Genomic DNA, 20,067 nt, shown 5'->3' with positions numbered 1-20,067 from the left:
CAGGGCAAAAGGTCAGCCCTTCACTCGGACGATCTTCTGCACTTGCGGCACGTGCCGAATGGCGCGGATGACTTGCGCCAGATGCTTGCGGCTGTCGACCTGGATGGTCAGGTGCAAAGACACCGTGGACACCGCGTCGTCGTGCATCGTGACGTGCATGATGTTCGCGTCGGCAGCCGTGACTTCCGCCGCCAGGCGTCCCAGCACGCCGCGCTCATTGCGGGTGACGATGTCCAGGCGCGTGGCCAGGTGCTTGGCGGTGTGTGCGTCCCAGCCCACATTGATCCAGCGTTCGGGTTCGCGCAAGCGCTGGCGCGTGGCCACGGGGCAGTCGGCGGTATGCACCACCAGCCCATGGCCCATGCGCATGCCAGCCACGATCGGGTCGCCGGGTAGCGGGCCGCAGCACGGCGCCAACTGCACGGCCTGGCCCTCGTTGCCCTGGATCAGGATGGGGGCGCTGCGGGCCGACGTCAGTTCGTCCACCGCGGCGGCAGTGGTGGCCACCAATTGGTGCTCGGGCGCGAATCGGCGCGCGACCACGGCGGCCAGGCGCTTGCCCAGGCCGATGTCGGCCAGGATCTCTTCGCGCGAACTGGCCCCGGTGCTGCGCGCCAGCTTCTGCCAGGCCGGGTCGTCGGTGGCGGGCATCGGCATGTGCAGCTCTTGCAGCGCCTGGCTGAGCAGGCGCTCGCCGAACGCCACCGATTCTTCGTACTTCACGGTGCGAAGGTAGTGGCGGATTTCGGAGCGCGCGCGGCCCGTGCGCACGTAGTTGAGCCATTGCGCATTGGGGCGCGATGCCGGCGACGTCACGATTTCCACCGTGTCGCCGCTATTGAGTTCAGTGCGCAACGGCACGAACTCGCCGTTGACCTTGGCGGCCACCGCCTGGTTGCCGATATCGGTATGGATCGCGTAGGCGAAGTCGACGGGCGTGGCGCCGCGGGGCAGGGAAATGATCTTGCCGCGCGGGGTGAAGACGTAAACGGCGTCGGGGAACAGGTCGACCTTGACGTGTTCCAGGAACTCGCCGGAATCGCCGGTCTGGCTCTGGATGTCCAGTAGCGACTGCAGCCACTGGTGCGTGCGCTTTTGCAGGTCGTTCAGGGTCAGGTCGGCGCCCTTGTAGAGCCAGTGCGACGCCACGCCTTCCTCGGCCACATGATGCATGTCGCGCGTGCGGAACTGAAATTCCACCGGCGTGCCGTACGGACCCACCAGCGTCGTGTGCAGGGACTGGTAGCCGTTCACCTTGGGAATGGCGATGTAGTCCTTGAACTTGCCGGGCACCGGGCGATACAGCTGATGCAGCGTGCCCAGCGACAGATAGCACTCGGGCAGTGTATGGACGATGACGCGGAAACCGTAGATGTCCAGCACGTCGGAAAACGACTTTTTCTGGTCGACCATCTTGCGATAGATGCCATAAAGCGTTTTCTCGCGGCCAGTCACTTCCGCTTCGATGCCGGCGGCGGGCAGCGAAGCCCGTACCGAATCGGCGATCTTCGTGATGACTTCGCGGCGGTTGCCACGCGCCGCCAGCACGGCCTTGTACAGCACCTGGTAGCGGTTCGGGTACATGGCCGCGAAACACAAGTCCTGCAGTTCGCGGAACAGCAGGTTCAAGCCCAGGCGATGGGCGATGGGCGCATAGATGTCCAGCGTTTCGCGGGCGATGCGCCGGCGCTTTTCCGGATTGACCGCGTCCAGCGTGCGCATGTTGTGCAGGCGGTCGGCCAGCTTGATGAGGATGACGCGCACATCGCGCGCCATCGCCAGCAGCATCTTGCGGAAGCTCTCGGCTTGCTGTTCGGCCTTGGTGGCGAAGTCCAGGCGGTCAAGCTTGGACAGCCCGTCGACCAGTTCGGCGACTTCAGGGCCGAATTTCTCGGCAAGCTCGTGCTTGGCGATGCCCTGATCTTCCATCACATCGTGCAGCAGGGCGGCCGACAACGCGTTGACGTCGAGCTTCCAGCCTGCGCAGATTTCCGTGACGGCGATGGGATGCGAGATGTAGGGCGAGCCGCTGGCGCGGAACTGGCCCAGATGCGCCTGGTCCGCGAAGCGATAGGCTTCGCGCACGCGCTCTACATCTTTCTTGTCGAGGTAGCTGCCGATGATTTCGGTCAGCGGTGCCAGCGAAGCCACCGGCGAGGCGGTGGCGTCCGCCGCTTCTTGTGCGGCGACGGACGGTGGCGTAGCGAGTTTTTTGTCTTTCTTGCCCGTGCGGCGCCCAAGACGGGAGCCGGCACGTAGTGCGGCAAGCAGACCAGATGAAGCGTACTTCAGCCCGGGAAAAGCCATGCTTGCCGCCCCCCGGAGAGTATCAGGTGGGAACTTTACGCAGCATTTCCACGCCGGTTAGGCCGCCCGCGATTTCGCGCAGTGCAGTGACCGTGGGCTTGTCTTTGCTGTCCAGGCGCGGGGCATGGCCTTGCGCCAATTCGCGAGCGCGGTACGTTGCAGCCAGCGTGAGCTTGAAGCGATTGGGGATTTGATTCAGACAGTCTTCGACGGTAATGCGAGCCATTAGGACACCTGGTGCTGATGGATGATAGGGAGAATGCGTTCGGCTCAGTGTTCGGCCGGGATGCCAAGTTGCGAGAACAACTGGGCGTGGCGGGCGGCCTGAGACGAAAAGCGCAGCCGCGCGGCACTGACGATTTGTATCAGTTCCGACAAGGCTACGCTAAATTCTTGATTAATAATAACATATTCGCATTCGGGCGCGTGGGCGATTTCGCCGCCTGCGGCCATGAGACGGCGCGCAATCACCTGCGGCGCATCCTGGCCTCGCGCCTTGAGCCGGCTTTCAAGCTCTTCGATCGACGGCGGCAGCACGAAAATGCCGATTGCGCCCGGGAAACGCTGCTTGACCTGGCGGGCGCCTTGCCAATCGATTTCCAGCAGGACGTCCCGGCCTTCGCGCGTGGCCGCGTCGATGCGGTCGCGCGGCGTGCCGTAGAAATTGCCGTGGACTTCCGCCCATTCCAGCAGGTTCTGCTCTTCGCGCATGCGCTTGAAATCATCGGGCGTCACGAAGCGGTATTCACGACCGTCCTCTTCACCCGGACGGGGCGCGCGGGTGGTGCAGGAAATGGAGAGTTCGATGGAAGGGTCTTGCTGGAGCAAGGCCTTGACCAGGCTGGACTTGCCCGCGCCGCTGGGCGCGACGACCATGAAGACGTTTCCGGAGTTGGCGTGCATGAATATGGCTGGCGTGTGAGGCTAAGACCGGAAGTCTAGCAAATCGCGCGGCGCGGCAGGGGGAAACCCGCTACCGCGCCTGGGCGATTCCGTGGCGCCGATGCGGCGGATTGCCGCCGCGCCGGGCGATCAGCCGGCGGGCTTGGCCGCGGCCTGGATCAGCTTGCCACCTGGCGGCGGGGAATCGCTGCCCAGCAAATGCCCGTTGACCTCGATGCCATACAGGGAATCATCCGAATCGTGGTACTTGGCCCGGGTCGCCGCAACGGAGCCGGCATAGCGCGGATCTTGCGGGCGTTCATGCGCATTCATGAAATACGCCACGTCCCAGGCTTCCTGGTCGCTCAGCATGCCGGCCTGGCCCAGCGGCATATTGGCCTTGATGAATCCGGCGGCGTTGCCGATCTGGTGCATGCCCGCGCCCCAATTGAACGAGTCGGCGCCCCACAGGGCCGGAAATACCCAGTGTTTCCCGTTCTTCTGGCCTTGCCCGTCGGCGCCGTGGCACACCGCGCAGTACTGGCCGTAGACTTCGCTGCCGCGCACATAGTCGGCCTTCTGCGCCGGCGCCGGCAGCTTGCGGTAGCCCTGGCCCTCGAGCACCACGCCGGTGGGCGCTTTGCTGGCCAGCCAGAACATATAGCTTTGCAGCGCCGTCAGCGTGGGGTCGTCGGCGGCAGGCGCCTTGCCGTTCATGCTGAACCGGAAACAGCCCTGCAGGCGCTCGGCCAAGGTATTGACGTGTTCGTTCTTGGCCCGGTAGGCGGGATACAGCACATAGGCCGCCCACATGGGCGCCGAATCGGCACGGCGGCCCGCGTCCAGGTGGCAACTGGCGCAATTCAGATCGTTGCCGACGAACTTGCCGGCCATCTTCGGCGTGTGCAGGAAGATCTGTTCGCCCTGGCGCACGATCTTGCCGAACTCGGTGTCGGGCAGCGATGCCGCCGATGGCGGCGTGAAGGCGGGGCGGGGATCGGCGGCAAGCGCGACGGCCGAAAACGCCAGACAGGCGGCGGTGAGTCCCAGGCGGCTAAACGGAAGGTGGATCATTGCTTGGCTCCCTCGGCGGCGTTGGCTTGCGAGGCAAGCAGGTCGGCGGCTTTGGGCAGGCCGGCATAGTAGGCGGAGACGGCGTCGATGTCGGCGTCCGTCAGGCGGGTGGCGACGGCGGGCATCAGGCCCAGTGGGCCGGGCGGGCGTTGGCCTTGCCGCCAGGCGCGCAATTGGCCAGCGATGTAGGCGGCGGGCTGGCCCGCCAGCGCGGGGAAGTTGTCGCCCACGCCGATGCCGCCGGGGCCGTGGCATTGATTACAGGCGGGCACGTTCTTGTCCCACGCGCCGCGCGTGGCAAGCCACGCCCCGGTGTCGGCCGGCTTGACCGGATGCATGGCCGTGGCAGCCAGGCGATCCACATTCAGCGGGGAGGGCAGGCTGGCGTAGTAGCTGGCCACCGCTTGCTGCTGCGCGGGGTCCAGCGCCTTGGCCGTTGCGGCCATGACGGGGCTGACCCGCGATCCGTTGGCCATGGCTTCCAGCTGCTCCGCCAGATACTTGGCGCCGATGCCTGCCAATTGCGGAAAGCCCGCAGCGGGGTTGCCTTCGCCGCGAGCGCCATGACAGGTGATACAGGCGGGTGCGCCATTGGCGCCCTGGGTGCTGATCTGTTTGCCGTCAGGCGCGGCTTGCGCAGTGCCGAGGGTGGCGATCAATGCGCCAAGCGCAAGGGCGCGGGGAAGGGACCGTGAGGTCATGGTTGCCTGCTCCGAGGAATGTTATTGGACTTTGGGTAATAAGCAAATTTCCATAAATTATATAAACACTTGTGACAGATCAACGCGAAATCGTTGGCTTGAGCCTCGGCATTCGGGTTTCTTTTGCTTGCGTGGCAGGAGGGAAAAGTGTGTCGCGGCTGCTAACTTTGCTTGCAGCATCGGGGGATTGATTCGGGTAGCATCACGCCGATTGATAACAAGGAGAATCCGATGCACTCGAACGAGATCGAACCGCCCCGCGTGGCCCTGGTGACCGGCGCAGGCACGGGAATTGGACGTGCCGTGGCGCTGGAATTCCTGGCCCAGGGTTATCGCGTGGTGTTGGCCGGCCGCCGTCGCGAGCCCCTGGAAGCCACCCGCACCGCGGCGGGCGAAGACGGCGTGAGGGCACTGGTGGTGCCGACCGACGTGACCGACGAAAACGCCGTGCGCGATCTCTTCGACACGGCGCAGCGCGAGTACGGCCGCCTGGACGTGTTGTTCAACAATGCGGGCCGTGGGGCGCCGGCGATGCCTATCGAAGAATTGCCGGTGTCGGTGTGGCGCGATGTCGTCGACACCAACCTGACCGGCATGTTTCTGTGCGCGCAGGCCGCCATCCGCATCATGAAGGCGCAAACGCCGCAAGGCGGGCGCATCATCAATAACGGGTCGATTTCATCGCACGCCCCGCGCCCGTTCTCGATCGCGTACACCGCGACCAAGCATGCGGTGACCGGGCTGACCAAGTCGATTTCGCTGGATTGCCGGCCCTACAGTATTGCTTGCGGCCAGATCGACATCGGCAACGCGGCCACCGAGATGACCGAACGCATGGCGGCCGGCATCCTGCAGGCGGACGGCAGCACCAAGGTCGAACCGCGCATGGATGTGGCGCACGTGGCACAGGCGGTTGCCGCCATGGCGCGCCTGCCGCTGGAAGCCAACGTGCAGTTCATGACCATCATGGCAACGAACATGCCGTTCGTCGGCCGCGGCTGAACGCACAAAGCGCCTGCGGCGGGAAACTCCCACGGCAGGCTCTGCAACTTTCCCCAGAAAGGCGCCCCGGCAGGCGCCTTTTTTCCGCCTGGACTTGCCAGAAACCGGATTTAGCGGGAAGCCTGGGCCAGCATCTGGCTTTGCGTCGTATCCAGGTAGCGCCGCGCGCCGACGTAGCGCTTGGTCCAGTAGGGGTTCTTCATCTCGTCGATACGCACTTTGGTGCCACGGCGCGGCGCGTGAACGAACTTGTTCTGGCCGATGTAGATGCCGACGTGCGAGGTTACGCCGCGTCCGCGGGTGGCGAAGAACACCAGGTCGCCGGGACGCAGTTCTTTCTTGTTCGATACCGATTCGCCCGAGGTGCGCTGCGCGCGTGCCGTGCGGGGAAGTTCGAGTCCCGCGATTTCGCGGAACACATACAGCACCAGCCCGCTGCAATCGAAACCTTCGGCATCGTCGCCGCCCCAGCTGTAGGGCGTGCCGATGGCGTCCAGGCCGGCTTGCACGACGCGTTCACGCAGGGTGGGAACGGTGGGCTCTTGCGCCAGGCGCAGGCCGCTTAAGGTCGGGCGGGCTTGCTCGGAGGGGAGGGATGCCTGGGCGGCGCCGGGAATCCAGGAAAGGGTCAGGGCCAGAAGCGGGGCTGACAGGAAAACAGGAATGCTGAAATTGGCAATTCGGACTTTTCGCGTGGGCGGAGTCATTACGTCACTTCAAAAATCGGAGTGGGCGGCATGGCTTTGCCCATAGGGGGCAAGCCGGCGGAAAGGGGGCATCCGGCGCGCAGGCGCTTTGGATACTCGCAAATTATAATGGAATAAAGTTTCATTACATTTGTAGTGCAATGCAGCATTATTCCGCGGCCGGCGTTACGCCACCCCCAAGGGCGAACGTAACGGCGGCCGCGAATTGACCCCTTAGAAGCTGCCCCGCAAGCCCACCATCACCGCGCGTCCGCCTTCAGGCGCGACGTCTCGTAGCACCGAGGTCGCGTAGCGGATGTCTTGGTTGGTCAGGTTGATGCCGCGCACATAGGCTTGCCACTGCACGCCGGTGGCCTTGAAGCGGTAGCCGGCATTGGCATCCAGGCTGTAGTAGCCCGCCGTCGCCGTGTCATTGGCCGGATGATCGTGCTGCGCGAATGCTTTCGAGACACTGACGCCTGCGCTGTACGGACCGTAGCCGTAATCCAGCGCCACCCGCAGGCGCAGCGGCGGAATGCGGGGCAGGGACCGTCCTGTGTCGCGGTTGCGCGAGACGGTGTAGTCGCCCGACAGCCCCAAGTCCAGCGCGTGGCCGTCCCGCTGCAGGATGCGGGTCACGTTCTCGGCTTCAAGGCCGTACAGGCGCGCCGCGACGCCCTGGTAGCGGGCCTCGGGCAGGGCGCCGTCGTCCCCGGCCGTCACGATGCCGCCGTCGTCATTGCGGTAGCGCCCGGTGTTCGTTTCCGCCAGGTAGTTGGCGAAGCTGCTGTAGAACACGCCGACGCTGCCATGATCGTTGCCGTCCTTGTAGCGCAGCGACAGATCGCCTGACCACGCCCGCTCTTTGCCCAGGTTCTGGTCGCCGACCAGGTACTGGCCGGTGGCCGCGTGGGGGCCGTTGGCATAGAGCTCGTAGAAGGTGGGCGCGCGTTCGGTGTAGGCGCCGTTGGCCGCCAGGGACCACAGAGGGGTCAGCTTGTAGACACCGCCCAGCGAAAAACTGCCGGCCGTGACGCTGCGGCGGGTCGAGTCGTCGAACCGGTCATTGCCGCCTGCGTTGGGGCGTAGCCGCGTGTGGTCCATGCGGGCGCCCGCAGACAGCGTCAGGCGCTCGTTCAGCGTCCATTCCTCCAGGGCGAAGATCGCGGCGGAATCCGTGTCGGTGGTGGGAACCAGCGCTTCGTCGCCCAGCGCTGAAAACCGCGTTTGGCCCAGTTGCAAGCCCACGACGCCATGTAGCGGACCGATGTCCGCGTGCCGCGCCTCGATACGGGCCTCGTAGCCGCGGTTCTTGAACACCGTGCCGGTTTCGCCGCCCTCGATTTCCTTGTGCTGGTAATCGGTGTAGGCGAAATTCAGCTTGATGCTCTGGAACGCGCCGCTCAAGTCGCGCAGTTCGCTTGCGAAACCGAAGCGTTCCTGGTGCATCTTGATGCGGACGTCGGCTTCGGCGACCGAGCCGTAGTTGGCGTCGTACCCGCTGTAGGACAGGCCGGCATAGCCATGTTCGCCCGTCCAGGACATGCCCAGCGCGCCGCCGCTGGCCTCACCATCGCTGTTGGGCAGCCGATCGCGCGCCTGTTCGGCGCCCGCGCCGTCCGCGGCGCGCTGCGTGGCGGTGCGGGCATAGCCAGGGATGCGCAGCGTGCCGGTCTTGCGGCCGAAGGCGTCGGCATGGATCGCGAACGTACCGTCGCCGCCTTCCAGCTGGATGGCGCCGTTGCGGTCGTTGTTGGCGCCGCCGTAGCTGCCGCCCACCTCTCCATGGATGCCGTCGACGGGTTCGGTAGGAATGCGATTGTCCAGCGTGTTGACCACGCCCCCGATGGCGTTGCCGCCATACAGCAGCGCGGCGGGTCCGCGCAGGATTTCGACGCGGTTGGTCGACAGCGGGTCTTGCGGCACGGCGTGGTCGAACGACAGCGACGAGGCATCCAGGGTGCCGACGCCATTGTTCAGCAAGCGGATGCGGTCGCCGTCCAGCCCGCGGATGATGGGCCGGCCCACCATCGGGCCGTAGCTGGTGGTGGACACGCCGGGCAGTCCGTTCAGGGTTTCGCCCAGGTTGGAGCCGCGCCGCAGGTCCAGTTCCTGGCCCTGGAGCACGGTCGAGGGCGACGCCAGCGCGTCGCTGCCCAGCGGGTTGGCGGTGACGACGACGGGCGACAAGGTGGTGGCTTCCGGGGCGCGCTGTGCACGCGCGGCACCGGGTAACGCAAGGGGCACGGCTAGCGGCAGGGCATAGGCGCAAGCCAAGGCAAGCGGGCGCAGGGCGAAAATGCGCAGGGCGCGAGCGCGCGGCGGCACGCTGCCCGAGGCACGGGCGGTCGGGAAATTCATGGTGGATATCCAGGGCGCCGGCGACAAGGCCGGCAAATGAAATCAGGGCCGCCTGCAAGGCGGCGCGATGGCAGATTTCAGGCCTGGGCCGGCGGGGCGCGGGGTTGGAACCAGGTGCCGCCGATGGCGTTGGTGCCAGCGGGCAGGGGGGCGACAGGCGCCGCATGGGCAGCGTGGCCGCCGATCCATGCGAAAGACGATGGGAGCGTGGCGTCCAGCACGTCCCACAATTGGCAAAGGTCGCAGTGCCCCAGCTTTTCATGCGCGTGGGCGTCGTCCTGGCTGGCGCCCGGGGCCTCGCCCAGGTGGGTCAATGCATGCCGCAGGCTGCCCATGGGCGCCAGCAACAGGCAGGCGGACAGCCAGACAAGCACGGCCCAGCGCACGAACAGCGGCGAGGGGGCGTGGCGAAGGCCGGGCAGCGATGGCATGAGGGCGCGCGAAGGGAGGGGCAAAAAACGGGCAAAAACGGAATGATATATTGTTTCTATATCATTGGCGACGGTGGCGCCGCGCAGGCGTGCCGGAATATGACGCTTCATCGACGGCGCGCTCGGGCATAATCGGCAGACAAGAAAGCGGAGTAAAGCTCAATGATGAATGCAGTCCACCCTTTGTCGTCGATGAACCGGCCTGACGCCATGCCCTTTGAACCTTTCCTGGATGCGCAGGCGGCGGTGGACCGGCTGGCTGAAATCTACGCGCGCAATACGGCCTTCCTGCGTGCCGCGTTCCGCGAGGTCTTGAATGGCAGCGGTAGCGGCAACGGCCGCGAACGCGCCCGCGCCTATTACCCGGCGATCCGCATCGCGGTTGAAACCTACGACCCGATCGACACGCGCCTGTCCTATGGTCATGTGGCCGAGCCCGGCATCTACCAGACCACCGTCACGCAACCCGAACTGTTCCGCGACTACCTGATCGAGCAGGTCGGCCAACTGCTGCAGAACCACCGGGTAGCGGTGGAGGTCGGCGAATCCGATTCCCCGATTCCGTTGCATTTCGCGTTTCCGGAAGGCGCTTATGTCGAAGGCGAGCATCTGGAGGCCCTGAAGCGCCCCCTACGCGACCTGTTCGATGTGCCGGACCTGGCCGTGACCGACGACGCCATCGTCAACGGCTCCTGGCGTGGCAAGGAGGGCGAACCCAAGCCTCTGGCGCCGTTCACCGCCCAGCGCGTTGACTATTCGTTGCACCGCCTGCAGCACTACACGTCGACCGCGCCGGCGCATTTCCAGAATTTCGTGCTGTTCACCAATTACCAGTTCTATGTGGACGAGTTCTGCGCCCGCGCCCGGGCGCTGATGGCCAGTGGCAACGAAGACTACGAAATGCTGGTCGAACCCGGCAATCGCATCACCCGCCGCGGGGAAAGCGGCCCGGGCGACGAAGGGCAGGCCGCCCGCTTGCCGCAGATGCCTGCGTACCACCTGGTGCGCGGCGACCATTCCGGCATCACGCTGGTGAACATCGGGGTGGGCCCGTCCAACGCCAAGACCATCACCGACCACATCGCCGTGCTGCGCCCGCATGCCTGGCTGATGCTGGGCCATTGCGCCGGTCTGCGCGATTCGCAGCGGCTGGGCGACTACGTGTTGGCGCACGGCTATGTGCGCGAGGACCACGTCCTGGACGCCGACCTGCCCACCTGGGTGCCCGTCCCGGCGCTGGCCGAGGTGCAGGTGGCGCTGGAGCAGGCGGTGGAAGAAGTGGCGGGGCTGTCCGGGTGGGACTTGAAGCGCATCATGCGCACCGGGACGGTCGCCACCATCGACAATCGCAACTGGGAACTGCGCGACCACGTTGAACTGGTCGAACGCTTTGCGCAGTCGCGGGCGATCGCGCTGGATATGGAGTCGGCCACCATCGCCGCCAATGGGTTCCGTTTCCGCGTGCCTTACGGCACGTTGCTGTGCGTGTCGGACAAACCCTTGCATGGCGAACTGAAACTGCCCGGCATGGCCAGCGTTTTCTATCGCCGTCAGGTCAACCAGCACCTGGAGATCGGTATCCGGGCGTTGGAGCGGTTGCGCGACATGCCGCCCGAGCGGCTGCATTCGCGCAAACTGCGCACGTTCATGGAAACCGCTTTCCAGTAGCGGGATCCGTCCCCGATGCCCCGGCGTTTTTCGCGGCGGGGCGGTTTGCGCTATTCTCGCGCGTTGCCCGGTAATCCCAAGGCATCCGCAGCGTGTGGCGCGGATGCCTTCACGACGTGAAGGAAGAGCATTTTGGCACCATCGGAACACGATGAACGCCGCGCAAGCGGCACGCGCGCAGCGAAGGCGGGCCAACCGTCCGAGCTGCGCCGGACGCTGTCCGCGCGCCACCTGACCATGATCGCGGTGGGCGGTTCCATCGGAACCGGCCTGTTCGTCGCCTCGGGGGCGACCATTGCCAAGGCGGGGCCCGGCGGCGCGCTGCTGGGCTATGTGCTGATCGGGGTGATGGTCTATTTCCTGATGACCAGCCTGGGCGAATTGGCCGCGGCGATGCCGGTTTCGGGCTCGTTCTCCACTTATGGCGCCCGCTATGTCGAAGACGGATTCGGCTTCGCGCTGGGTTGGAACTATTGGTACAACTGGGCGGTCACCGTGGCGGTGGACCTGGTGGCGGCGCAGCTTGTCATGGCGTACTGGTTTCCCGATGTGCCCGGCTTCTACTGGAGCGCCTTGTTCCTGGCGATTACCTTTGGCCTGAACGCCATGTCGGCGCGCGGCTTCGGCGAAGCTGAATTCTGGTTCGCGCTGATCAAAGTGGTTGCCGTGCTGGGTTTCGTGGCCATGGGCGTGATGATGCTGCTGGGCATCATCCGCGGCGGCGAAACGGGCGGCCTGGCCAATTGGACCGTCGGCGATGCACCGTTCGCGGGCGGTTTTGCGGCCCTGATCGGGGTTGCGATGGTGGTGGGTTTTTCGTTCCAGGGCACGGAACTGATCGGCATCGCCGCGGGCGAATCCAAGGACCCGGCGCGCAATTTGCCGCGTGCGGTGCGGCAGGTGTTCTGGCGCATCCTGCTGTTCTACGTCATGGCCATTCTGGTGATTGGCCTGCTGATTCCCTATACCGACCCGCATCTGCTGCGCAACGAGGTCGAGGACATCAGCGTCAGCCCGTTCGCGCTGATCTTCGAACGCGCCGGCCTGCTGGGGGCGGCGTCGGTCATGAACGCCGTGGTGCTGACGTCGGTGCTGTCGGCGGGCAATTCGGGCATGTATGCGGCCACGCGCATGCTGTACAGCCTGGCCCGCGAAGGCAAGGCGCCGCGCATTTTTGGCCGTATTTCGCGCAATGGGGTGCCGCTGTGGGCGCTGCTGGCGACGACCGTGGTGGCGGCGCTGTGCTTCTTCACGTTCATCTTCAGCCCCAATGCGGTTTACATCTGGCTGTTGAACACGTCGGGCATGACGGGCTTCATCGCGTGGCTGGGCATCGCCATCAGCCACTACCGCTTCCGCCGCGGCTACGTGAAGCAGGGCAACAACCTGGCTGATCTGCCGTACGTGTCGCCGTTCTTCCCGTTCGGCCCGATCTTCGCCTTCGTGCTGTGCCTGATCATCACCCTGGGCCAGAACTATCAGGCGTTCCTGCAGGACCGGATCGATTGGGGCGGCGTGGTGGCCACCTATGTCGGCATTCCGCTGTTCCTGCTGATCTGGCTGGGCTATCGGCTGGCGCGCGGATCTCGCTTCATCAGCTACCGGGACATGCGTTTCCCGGACGCGCGCGCCCGCAGCGAATACCTGGATTCGGCCCTGCGCGGCGAACCCGCGGCGGGCGAGGCGCGCTAACCCTCTCTGCGGAAGGGGGCATCACTTAAATGATGTTCTTTTCCCGCAGCGGACGGTTGTCCAGAATGCGTTGAAACGACAGGGGCGACAGGTCCAGGCTGCGGTATTCGCCATGGGCCAGCAGCTCCGCGATGCCGCGTCCCGCGGCGGGCGCCTGTTGCAAGCCGTGCCCCGAGAAACCGTTGACGAAGAACAGGTTGGGGCAGTCGGGATGGGCGCCAATGATGGCGTTCTGGTCGAACAGGTTCATCTCGTAGTAACCGGCCCAGGCGCTTTGGACCCGCACCGCTTCAAACGCGGGCACGCGCTGCGCCAGTAACGGCCACACATGGGAATCAAACGCTTCATGCTGCGCTTCCAGCGGCATGTCGTCGGCATCGTCCGACGGGTCGGGCGCGAAGCCGCACAGGAACCTGCCGCCTTCGGGGCGGAACCAGATGCCCGAGGGGTCGATCAGCAAGGGGCACCGGGGCAGCGCTTGCGGGCAACTGAAACTGAATACGGTGCGGCGCCGTGCCCGCACCGGAAGATCGATGCCCGCCCACCGGGCCACACGGGTGGCCCAGGGGCCGGCTGCGTTGACGACCGCGTCGCAGGCCAGGGCTGCGCCCTTGTCGAGCCAGACGCCATTGAGCCGGGAACCTTCTCGCAGCAATCCCACCGCCTCCGCGCGCACGTAGCGCACGCCCTGGGCAATGGCCTTGTTGCGCAGCGCCTGCATCAGCCCGTAGCCGTCGAACCAGCCTTCGCCGGACAGGCCCAGCGCGCCCAGCGCCAGATCACCGGTATGCAGCCACGGAAAACGCGCGTCCAGTTCGGCGGGCTGGAGCAGGGCAACGTCCACGCCGTGCGCGATCTGCGTGGCATGGTTGTCACGCAGCGCGGCACTGCCCGCCGGGCTGGCCAGGTACAGGTAGCCGGGTTCGGTCAGGCCCACGTCGGGCGCCGGGTCGTCGACATACAGGGTGGAACCCAGCGCGCGAAGAAATGCGATGCCCGCTTGCGACATGCCGATATTGACCGGGCTGGTGAACTGCTGGCGGATCGAACTGGCGGACAGCGCGGAAGAGGCTTGCGCGTAGGTCGGGTCGCGTTCGATCACGGTCACATCGAACGCGCCGGGCACAAGGCTCAGGAAATAGGCCACGGAGCTGCCCATGGCGCCTCCGCCAATGATGACGACACGTTGCATGGACCGGGTTCCGCGTAAGGCGTGATTATTCGATGTTCTGGGCTTGCTCGCGCATCTGCTCGATCAGCAGCTTCAAGTCCATGGCGGCGCGCGTCACTTCCATGCTGCCCGCCTTGGAGCCCAGTGTATTGGCTTCGCGGTTCATTTCCTGGAACAGGAAGTCCAGGCGTTTGCCGGCGCTGCCCGCGTTCTTCTTACCCGTGGCGGACTTGCCGCCGCCGTCGGTCAGCAGATGGCGCAGCTCTTCCAGGTGCGAACGCAGGCGCGACAGCTCTTCGGCCACGTCGATGCGCAACGCAAACAGGTTGGCCTCTTGCGAAAGCCGTTCCGACAGTTCCGCGCCCGAGATATGGGTGAAACCGCCCGGAAAGGCCGATTCCACGCTTTCGCGCAGCTTGGCGGCCAGCTTGTCGCGGTGGTCCGACAGCAGTTGGGGCAGATGCGCCTGCACGATGTCGACGACGCGCGCCACGCCATCGGCGCATTCGCGCATCATGCCGGCCAGGCGTTCGCCTTCGCGGGCGCGGCCCTCTTGCAACTGCGTCAGCGCCTGCTGACCCGCCTGCAGGCATGCCGCGCCCCAGATTTGCGGGTCAAGCGCGTCATTGCCGCGTTGGCCGGGCCAATTGAACAATTCCACCAGCCGGGGCGGCGCGATGTCGGGGACGATACGGCGGGCGGCCTGTAGCTGCTCGGCCAGGCTTTCAAGCCAGGCGGGGTCCAGCTTGGACAGGTCGGTGCTGGCAGTGCGGGTGAACGAGACGCGAATTTCGACCTTGCCGCGCGCCAGGTTGGCGGTCAGCAATTCGCGCAGCGGCGTCTCGACGTGCCGCAGTTCGTCGGGCAGGCGGAAATACAGGTCTAGGAAGCGGCTGTTGACGCTGCGCAGTTCGATGGCAAGCGTGCCTTGCTCCAGATCTGCTCGGGCGTTGCCGAAGGCGGTCATGCTGCGAATCATGATGGGCGTTCCCTGGTGATATATCGCGGCAGGATACTCCAAGCGGGGATTTCCTGCGGCGCGTGCCCGTACAATGCCGCGAATCAATGTTCATGTCTGGAGTCTGCCTGTGACCACTATGCCCACCATCGCCCGTCCGTCCGGCCGCGCCGTCGACGAATTGCGGCCGTTCAGCCTGGAACGCGGCTTTACGCGCTACGCAGAAGGGTCGGTGCTGGTGAAGGCCGGCAACACGCATGTGCTTTGCACCGCCAGCGTCCTGGAAAAGGTGCCGCCGTTCCTGAAAGGCAAGGGCGAGGGCTGGGTCACGGCGGAATACGGCATGCTGCCGCGCGCCACGCACACGCGCGGTGACCGCGAAGCCGCGCGCGGCAAGCAAAGCGGCCGCACGCAGGAAATCCAGCGCCTGATCGGCCGCAGCCTGCGCGCCGTGTTCGATATGAAGGCCCTGGGCGAGCGCACGCTGCACCTGGATTGCGATGTGCTGCAGGCCGATGGCGGCACGCGTTGCGCCAGCATCACCGGCGCCTGGGTGGCGGCGGCGGATGCCGTGGCCTTGCTGATGAAGCGCGGCGACCTGGCCGTCAATCCGATCCGCGACGCGGTCGCGGCGGTATCGGTCGGCCTGGTGCAAGGCCGCTCGGTACTGGACCTGGACTATCAGGAAGACTCGGCGTGCGACGCCGACGTGAACGTCATCATGACGGGCAGCGGCGCATTCGTGGAAGTACAGGGCACAGGCGAAGGCGCAACCTTCACCCGCGCCGAACTGGACACGATGCTGGTGCTGGCCGAAGGCGGCATCGCCAGCCTGGTCCGCGCGCAACGCGCGGCCCTGGTTTAAGCGCCTAAGCGGGTTGCGCGTTATTTGCGCGACAGCAATGCGTCCACCTTGGTCAGGCTTTCCAAGCCCCAGATCGTGGCGATCAACCCGCGCAATTCCGGTTCCGTCGCGGCATCCGCGTAGCGGCCCAGGCTAAGCGTCTTGTCTTCGATTTCGGGGCGGCTGAGCGTATTGCCGGGGTCGCCCTTGGGTTCGTCGACGCGGCCGTGAACCGTGCGGCCGTCGCGGGTGGTCACGGTGACCTTGCCGATCCAGCGCTGCGGATAAGCGCTGTCGACTTCTTCGTCCAGCATCATCTCGACCTTGCCGCGGAAGTCCGCCACTGCCGGGTCGTCCAGGCCGGCGTCGAATTCGGCAAGGCCGGCGCGGCCCTTGCGGGCGATCAGCGCCAGCACGGTGCCCATCGAGAACTTCGACTGGTGCACGGTCTGCGGATTGACGACCGGGCCCAGCACGTCGATGGCGCCCTGGTGCACATGGGCCACGACGCGCGCCACATCGGCTTCGGTCAGGTTGTTGTCACGCAGGGCCTGCTGCAGCGCGTCGGCGGCCGGGTGGGTGTGGCGGCAGGACGCATGAAACTTGAACGAGGTTTCGGCCAGCGCCCAGCGTTCGCCCAGGCGGTCGCAGAGTTTGGCGGGGTCGGCGTCGGTCGACATGCCGGCCGCCATGCCTTGCGGGCCTTCCAGGATGTGGCGGGCGCCGGTGAAGCCTTCCCGCGCCAGATAGGCGGCGGTGATGCCGTCGGCGGCGGCCTTGGCGGTGTGCAATTGCTTGGAATCGGCGGCGTCGCGCAGGAATTCCCACAGGCCGGCGGCCTGGGTGCCGGCCGAGCCCAGCGCGTGCAACATCTGTTCCGGGGACAGCTTGAGCAGGTGGCCGGTGGTGACGGCGGCGGCCAGGGTGCCCGCGGTGCCCGTGGTGTGGAAGATCTTATAGTGCGAACGGCCAAGGAACTCGCCGACGCGAATGCCGACTTCGTAGCCCGCGACGGCAGCCGTCAGCAGGTCGCGGCCCGAGCTGCCCAGCGCTTGCGCCACGGCCAGCGCGGGCGGGAACACGACGGCGGCGGGATGGAATACCGAACCGTTATGGACGTCGTCCTGTTCGACCACGTGGGCGGCGGCCGCATTGACCATCGCGGCGAACATCGGCGACGTGCGGCGGCGGGTGATCAGCACTTCGCTGGGGCCGTCGGCGGGCCCCATGGCCGTGGCATAGCGGTCGATCGCTTGCACGGCGCGGGCGGAGGCGCCGGCCAGGATCGAGGCCAGGCAATCCAGGAGCAGGTCCTCGGCGCGGCGCAACACCGGCGCCGGGATGTCCTCGTACCGCAGGTTGGCCGCAAAGGCCGCCAGTTCGGCGCTTAGGTGGGGGGTGTCTTTGGCTGCGTTCATGAGCGTGGTCGGATCAGAAAGAGCGGGGCAGGCCCAGGATGTGTTCGGCGACGTAGGACAGGATCAGGTTGGTGGAGATGGGCGCCACCTGATACAGCCGCGTCTCGCGGAATTTGCGTTCGACGTCGTACTCGGTCGCGAAGCCGAACCCGCCATGGAACTGCAAGCAGGCATTGGCGGCTTCCCAGGACGCGTCGGCGGCCAGCAGCTTGGCCATGTTGGCCTGGGCGCCGCAGGGCTGGTGGGCGTCGAACAGCCGGCAGGCCTCGTAGCGCATCAGGCTGGCGGCTTCCACGTTGATGTGGGCGCGCGCGATGGGGAACTGCACGCCTTGATTCTGGCCGATGGGCCGGCCGAACACCATGCGTTCCTTGGCGTAAGCGGTGACCTTGTCCACGAACCAGTAGCCGTCGCCGATGCATTCGGCGGCAATCAGGGTGCGTTCGGCGTTCAGGCCGTCCAGGATGTATTTGAAGCCTTTGCCTTCTTCGCCGATCAGGTTCTCGACGGGGATTTCCAGATTGTCGAAGAACAGCTCGTTGGTCTCGTGATTGACCATGTTGGGGATGGGGCGGATCGTCATGCCGTGCTTGACGGCGTGATGCAGATCCACCAGGAAGATCGACATGCCTTCCGACTTGCGCGTGACCTGGTCCAGCGGCGTGGTACGCGCCAGCAGGATCATCAGGTCGGAATGCTGCACGCGCGAGATCCACACCTTCTGGCCGTTGATCACGTAGCGGTCGCCACGGCGCACGGCGGTGGTCTTGATCTTGGTGGTGTCGGTGCCGGTGGTGGGCTCGGTGACGCCCATGGATTGCAGGCGCAATTCGCCGGCGGCGATGCGGGGCAGATATTCGCGCTTCTGGGCTTCGGACCCATGGCGCAGCAGCGTGCCCATGTTGTACATCTGGCCGTGGCAGGCGCCGGAGTTGCCGCCACTGCGATTGATCTCTTCCATGATGACCGACGCCTCGGTCAAGCCCAGGCCCGAGCCGCCGTATTCCTGCGGGATCAGCGCGGCCAGCCAGCCGGCCTCGGTCAACGCGCGGACAAAGTCTTCGGGATAGCCGCGTTCTTCGTCGACCTTGCGGAAATATTCGCCGGGGAATTGGGCGCAAAGGTCGCGCACGGCTTCGCGGATGTCCTGGTAATCGTGAGAGGCGTGAGGCATAGGGCTGCTGTAGGGATGAGGGGAATGGTTCGGTACAGCATCGAATGTGCCGCAAGGCCGTGCCGCTGCCAATTCACAATTGCTTAATACGGGGTTCCTGTTCGCAAAAGCGCAGTTTCATGACGGGCGTTCGTCATGCGCCTGGCCAGGTTGTGTCAAGAAATTGCCAAACTGGATGCCCATAATCCGTTGCACTGCGCCTCTGGCGCCAGGATATATACGGATGGATATGCGGAAAAATCTCAGGGTCACCACGGCGGTCTCCGCCATTCTGGCGTTGTTTGTGGTGCTGTTCGCGGTAGCGGCGGCAGCGGGCATCGCGGTGCTGCGCGACAACCGGGCCGATATCGAGGCGTTGGGCCGCGGCAGCATCGAACGCGCCAGCGACCTGGCGGACATGACCAGCCGCCTGTTTCAGGCCCGCGCCGCGCTGACCGACGCCAAGACAGGGATGGAAGGCGGCCTGGAAGCGGCTCGCGACGAATCCCTGGCGCAGGCGGATGTGCTGTTGAAACAGGCCGGTGCCAGCTTGGCGCGTCTGCGGGGCAACCCGGATGTCAGCGCCCAGGGCGGCCCGCTGTTCGACCAGATGCTGAAGGCCTATGCCGCCTTCGCCGACCAGACGCTCGTGCCCATGCAAAAGGCGATCCAGGGCTGGAACGGGATCGAGGTCAACCGCTTGGTGGACAAGGTGCTGCCCGGAAGCGGCGCTGCCTACGTCAAGCAGGCGGATGCCTATCAGGCCTATTCGCGGCAGCAGGGGCAGGCAGCGGTGGCGGGCGCCAGCCAGACGCTGGAGCGGGTGATCCTGGTCGCGGCCGGCGTGTTGGGCATCGTGCTGCTGCTGGCCGTACTGATCCGGCTGGCGTTCCGCCGCAGCATCTTGCGGCCGCTGAACGAGGCCGGCGCGCACTTCGACCGCATCGCGGACGGCGACTTGACGGGCGCCATCGCCATGCGGGGCGACAACGAGATCGGCGTGCTGTATTCAGCCATGCGCCGCATGCAGACGGGGCTGTCGGCCGCCGTCGCCTCGGTGCGCCTGGGCGTCGAGGAAATCCACACCGGGTCTGGCGAAATTGCCGCAGGCGGGGCGGACATGTCCGATCGCACCGCGCGGCAGGCGGGTTCGCTGCAAGAGGCCGCGGCCAACATGACTCAGTTGGCGCATACGGTCCAGATGACCGCCGGCAACGCGGACCAGGCCAGCCGCCAGGCCGAAAGCGCCACCCAGCTGGCGCAGCGCGGCGGCCAGGCGGTGAACGAGGTCGTGCAGAGCATGCAGGGCATTGCGGACAGCGCCCGCCGAATCGGCGAGATTGTCGGCGTGGTGGACAGCATCGCGTTCCAGACGAACATCCTGGCGCTGAATGCCGCGGTGGAAGCGGCGCGGGCCGGCGAGCAGGGCAAAGGGTTTGCCGTGGTGGCGGGCGAAGTGCGTTCGCTGGCGCAGCGCAGCGCGCAGGCGGCACGCGAAATCAAAGGCTTGATCGAAGATTCCGCGGTGCGCGTCGAGGCCGGCGTGCGCCAGGTGCACCTGGCGGGCGATACCATGCGCGACATGATGGTGTCGGTCGACCGGGTGACGCAGATCGTGGCCGAAATCTCCAGCGCCACCGCCGAGCAGGCCGCGGGCATTGCGTCGGTGAACGACGCGGTGGCCGATATCGAGCGGTCCACCCAGGAGAATGCCGCGAT

16 protein-coding genes and 1 pseudogene are annotated in these 20,067 nt (G+C 65.8%); 5 read left to right on the top strand and 12 right to left on the bottom strand.

What is annotated here, in order from left to right; all coding sequences use genetic code 11:
- Positions 1 to 12: 12 nt before the first annotated feature.
- The 5 genes from CQ050_RS18315 to CQ050_RS18295 form a co-directional block, all read right to left on the bottom strand.
- A complete protein-coding gene (locus CQ050_RS18315) occupies positions 13 to 2,307 on the bottom strand; it encodes a bifunctional (p)ppGpp synthetase/guanosine-3',5'-bis(diphosphate) 3'-pyrophosphohydrolase (RefSeq protein WP_105558256.1) in 2,295 nt (764 codons plus the stop codon).
- A gap of 22 nt (positions 2,308 to 2,329) precedes the next feature.
- A complete protein-coding gene (gene rpoZ / locus CQ050_RS18310) occupies positions 2,330 to 2,533 on the bottom strand; it encodes a DNA-directed RNA polymerase subunit omega (RefSeq protein ID WP_006219679.1) in 204 nt (67 codons plus the stop codon).
- 44 nt (positions 2,534 to 2,577) lie between these two features.
- A complete protein-coding gene (gmk, locus tag CQ050_RS18305; RefSeq protein WP_105558255.1) occupies positions 2,578 to 3,210 on the bottom strand; it encodes a guanylate kinase in 633 nt (210 codons plus the stop codon).
- A 129-nt stretch (positions 3,211 to 3,339) separates the two neighbouring features.
- Complete coding sequence (locus CQ050_RS18300) at positions 3,340 to 4,263, bottom strand: c-type cytochrome (RefSeq protein ID WP_105558254.1); 924 nt, start codon at positions 4,261 to 4,263, stop codon at positions 3,340 to 3,342.
- The gene (locus tag CQ050_RS18295) at positions 4,260 to 4,964 is read right to left on the bottom strand and encodes a c-type cytochrome (protein WP_105558253.1); all 705 of its coding nucleotides are present in this window, start codon (positions 4,962 to 4,964) and stop codon (positions 4,260 to 4,262) included. Before CQ050_RS18295 ends, CQ050_RS18300 begins: the two co-directional genes overlap by 4 nt.
- Positions 4,965 to 5,195: 231 nt before the next feature.
- On the opposite strand from CQ050_RS18295, the gene CQ050_RS18290 reads away from it, so the two are divergent.
- On the top strand, positions 5,196 to 5,966 hold the full coding sequence (locus tag CQ050_RS18290; protein WP_105558252.1) for an SDR family oxidoreductase: 771 nt from the start codon (positions 5,196 to 5,198) through the stop codon (positions 5,964 to 5,966).
- 110 nt (positions 5,967 to 6,076) lie between these two features.
- Here CQ050_RS18290 and CQ050_RS18285 read toward each other — a convergent pair whose 3' ends face one another.
- From CQ050_RS18285 to CQ050_RS18275, 3 genes are all read right to left on the bottom strand, one after another.
- A complete protein-coding gene (locus CQ050_RS18285) occupies positions 6,077 to 6,673 on the bottom strand; it encodes a C40 family peptidase (protein WP_105558251.1) in 597 nt (198 codons plus the stop codon).
- 213 nt (positions 6,674 to 6,886) lie between these two features.
- Complete coding sequence (locus tag CQ050_RS18280; protein WP_105558250.1) at positions 6,887 to 9,013, bottom strand: TonB-dependent receptor; 2,127 nt, start codon at positions 9,011 to 9,013, stop codon at positions 6,887 to 6,889.
- Between the two features lie 77 nt (positions 9,014 to 9,090).
- Positions 9,091 to 9,444: a hypothetical protein gene (locus tag CQ050_RS18275; protein ID WP_105558249.1), complete on the bottom strand. Its 354-nt coding sequence runs from the start codon at positions 9,442 to 9,444 to the stop codon at positions 9,091 to 9,093.
- 162 nt (positions 9,445 to 9,606) lie between these two features.
- On the opposite strand from CQ050_RS18275, the gene CQ050_RS18270 reads away from it, so the two are divergent.
- The gene (locus CQ050_RS18270; RefSeq protein WP_369868476.1) at positions 9,607 to 11,112 is read left to right on the top strand and encodes an AMP nucleosidase; all 1,506 of its coding nucleotides are present in this window, start codon (positions 9,607 to 9,609) and stop codon (positions 11,110 to 11,112) included.
- Positions 11,113 to 11,244: 132 nt separating this feature from the next.
- Complete coding sequence (locus CQ050_RS18265) at positions 11,245 to 12,804, top strand: amino acid permease (RefSeq protein ID WP_105558248.1); 1,560 nt, start codon at positions 11,245 to 11,247, stop codon at positions 12,802 to 12,804.
- Positions 12,805 to 12,829: 25 nt separating this feature from the next.
- On the opposite strand, the gene CQ050_RS18260 is transcribed toward CQ050_RS18265, so the two are convergent.
- Together CQ050_RS18260 and CQ050_RS18255 are read right to left on the bottom strand one after the other, a co-directional pair.
- Positions 12,830 to 13,996, bottom strand: a complete 1,167-nt coding sequence (locus CQ050_RS18260; protein WP_105558247.1) for an FAD-binding oxidoreductase — start codon at positions 13,994 to 13,996, stop codon at positions 12,830 to 12,832.
- A gap of 25 nt (positions 13,997 to 14,021) precedes the next feature.
- A complete protein-coding gene (locus tag CQ050_RS18255) occupies positions 14,022 to 14,954 on the bottom strand; it encodes a YicC/YloC family endoribonuclease (RefSeq protein ID WP_105558293.1) in 933 nt (310 codons plus the stop codon).
- 118 nt (positions 14,955 to 15,072) lie between these two features.
- On the opposite strand from CQ050_RS18255, the gene rph reads away from it, so the two are divergent.
- Positions 15,073 to 15,798 (top strand): ribonuclease PH, encoded by a 726-nt coding sequence (gene rph / locus CQ050_RS18250; RefSeq protein ID WP_105558246.1) that lies wholly within the window; start codon positions 15,073 to 15,075, stop codon positions 15,796 to 15,798.
- Positions 15,799 to 15,818: 20 nt separating this feature from the next.
- Here rph and CQ050_RS18245 read toward each other — a convergent pair whose 3' ends face one another.
- Both CQ050_RS18245 and CQ050_RS18240 read right to left on the bottom strand, forming a co-directional pair.
- Positions 15,819 to 17,195: an MmgE/PrpD family protein gene (locus CQ050_RS18245; protein WP_105558245.1), complete on the bottom strand. Its 1,377-nt coding sequence runs from the start codon at positions 17,193 to 17,195 to the stop codon at positions 15,819 to 15,821.
- 13 nt (positions 17,196 to 17,208) lie between these two features.
- A complete protein-coding gene (locus CQ050_RS18240) occupies positions 17,209 to 18,369 on the bottom strand; it encodes an acyl-CoA dehydrogenase family protein (protein WP_050446881.1) in 1,161 nt (386 codons plus the stop codon).
- A gap of 175 nt (positions 18,370 to 18,544) precedes the next feature.
- On the opposite strand from CQ050_RS18240, the pseudogene CQ050_RS18235 reads away from it, so the two are divergent.
- Positions 18,545 to 20,032, top strand: a pseudogene (locus CQ050_RS18235) (methyl-accepting chemotaxis protein); the annotation flags it as partial.
- Positions 20,033 to 20,067: the final 35 nt, after the last annotated feature.

The sequence above is a fragment of the Achromobacter sp. MYb9 genome, from assembly GCF_002975275.1.
Classification (GTDB): domain Bacteria; phylum Pseudomonadota; class Gammaproteobacteria; order Burkholderiales; family Burkholderiaceae_B; genus Achromobacter.
The sequence above is the reverse complement of the archived record's forward strand: the minus strand, read 5'-3'. Positions and strand labels throughout refer to the sequence as shown.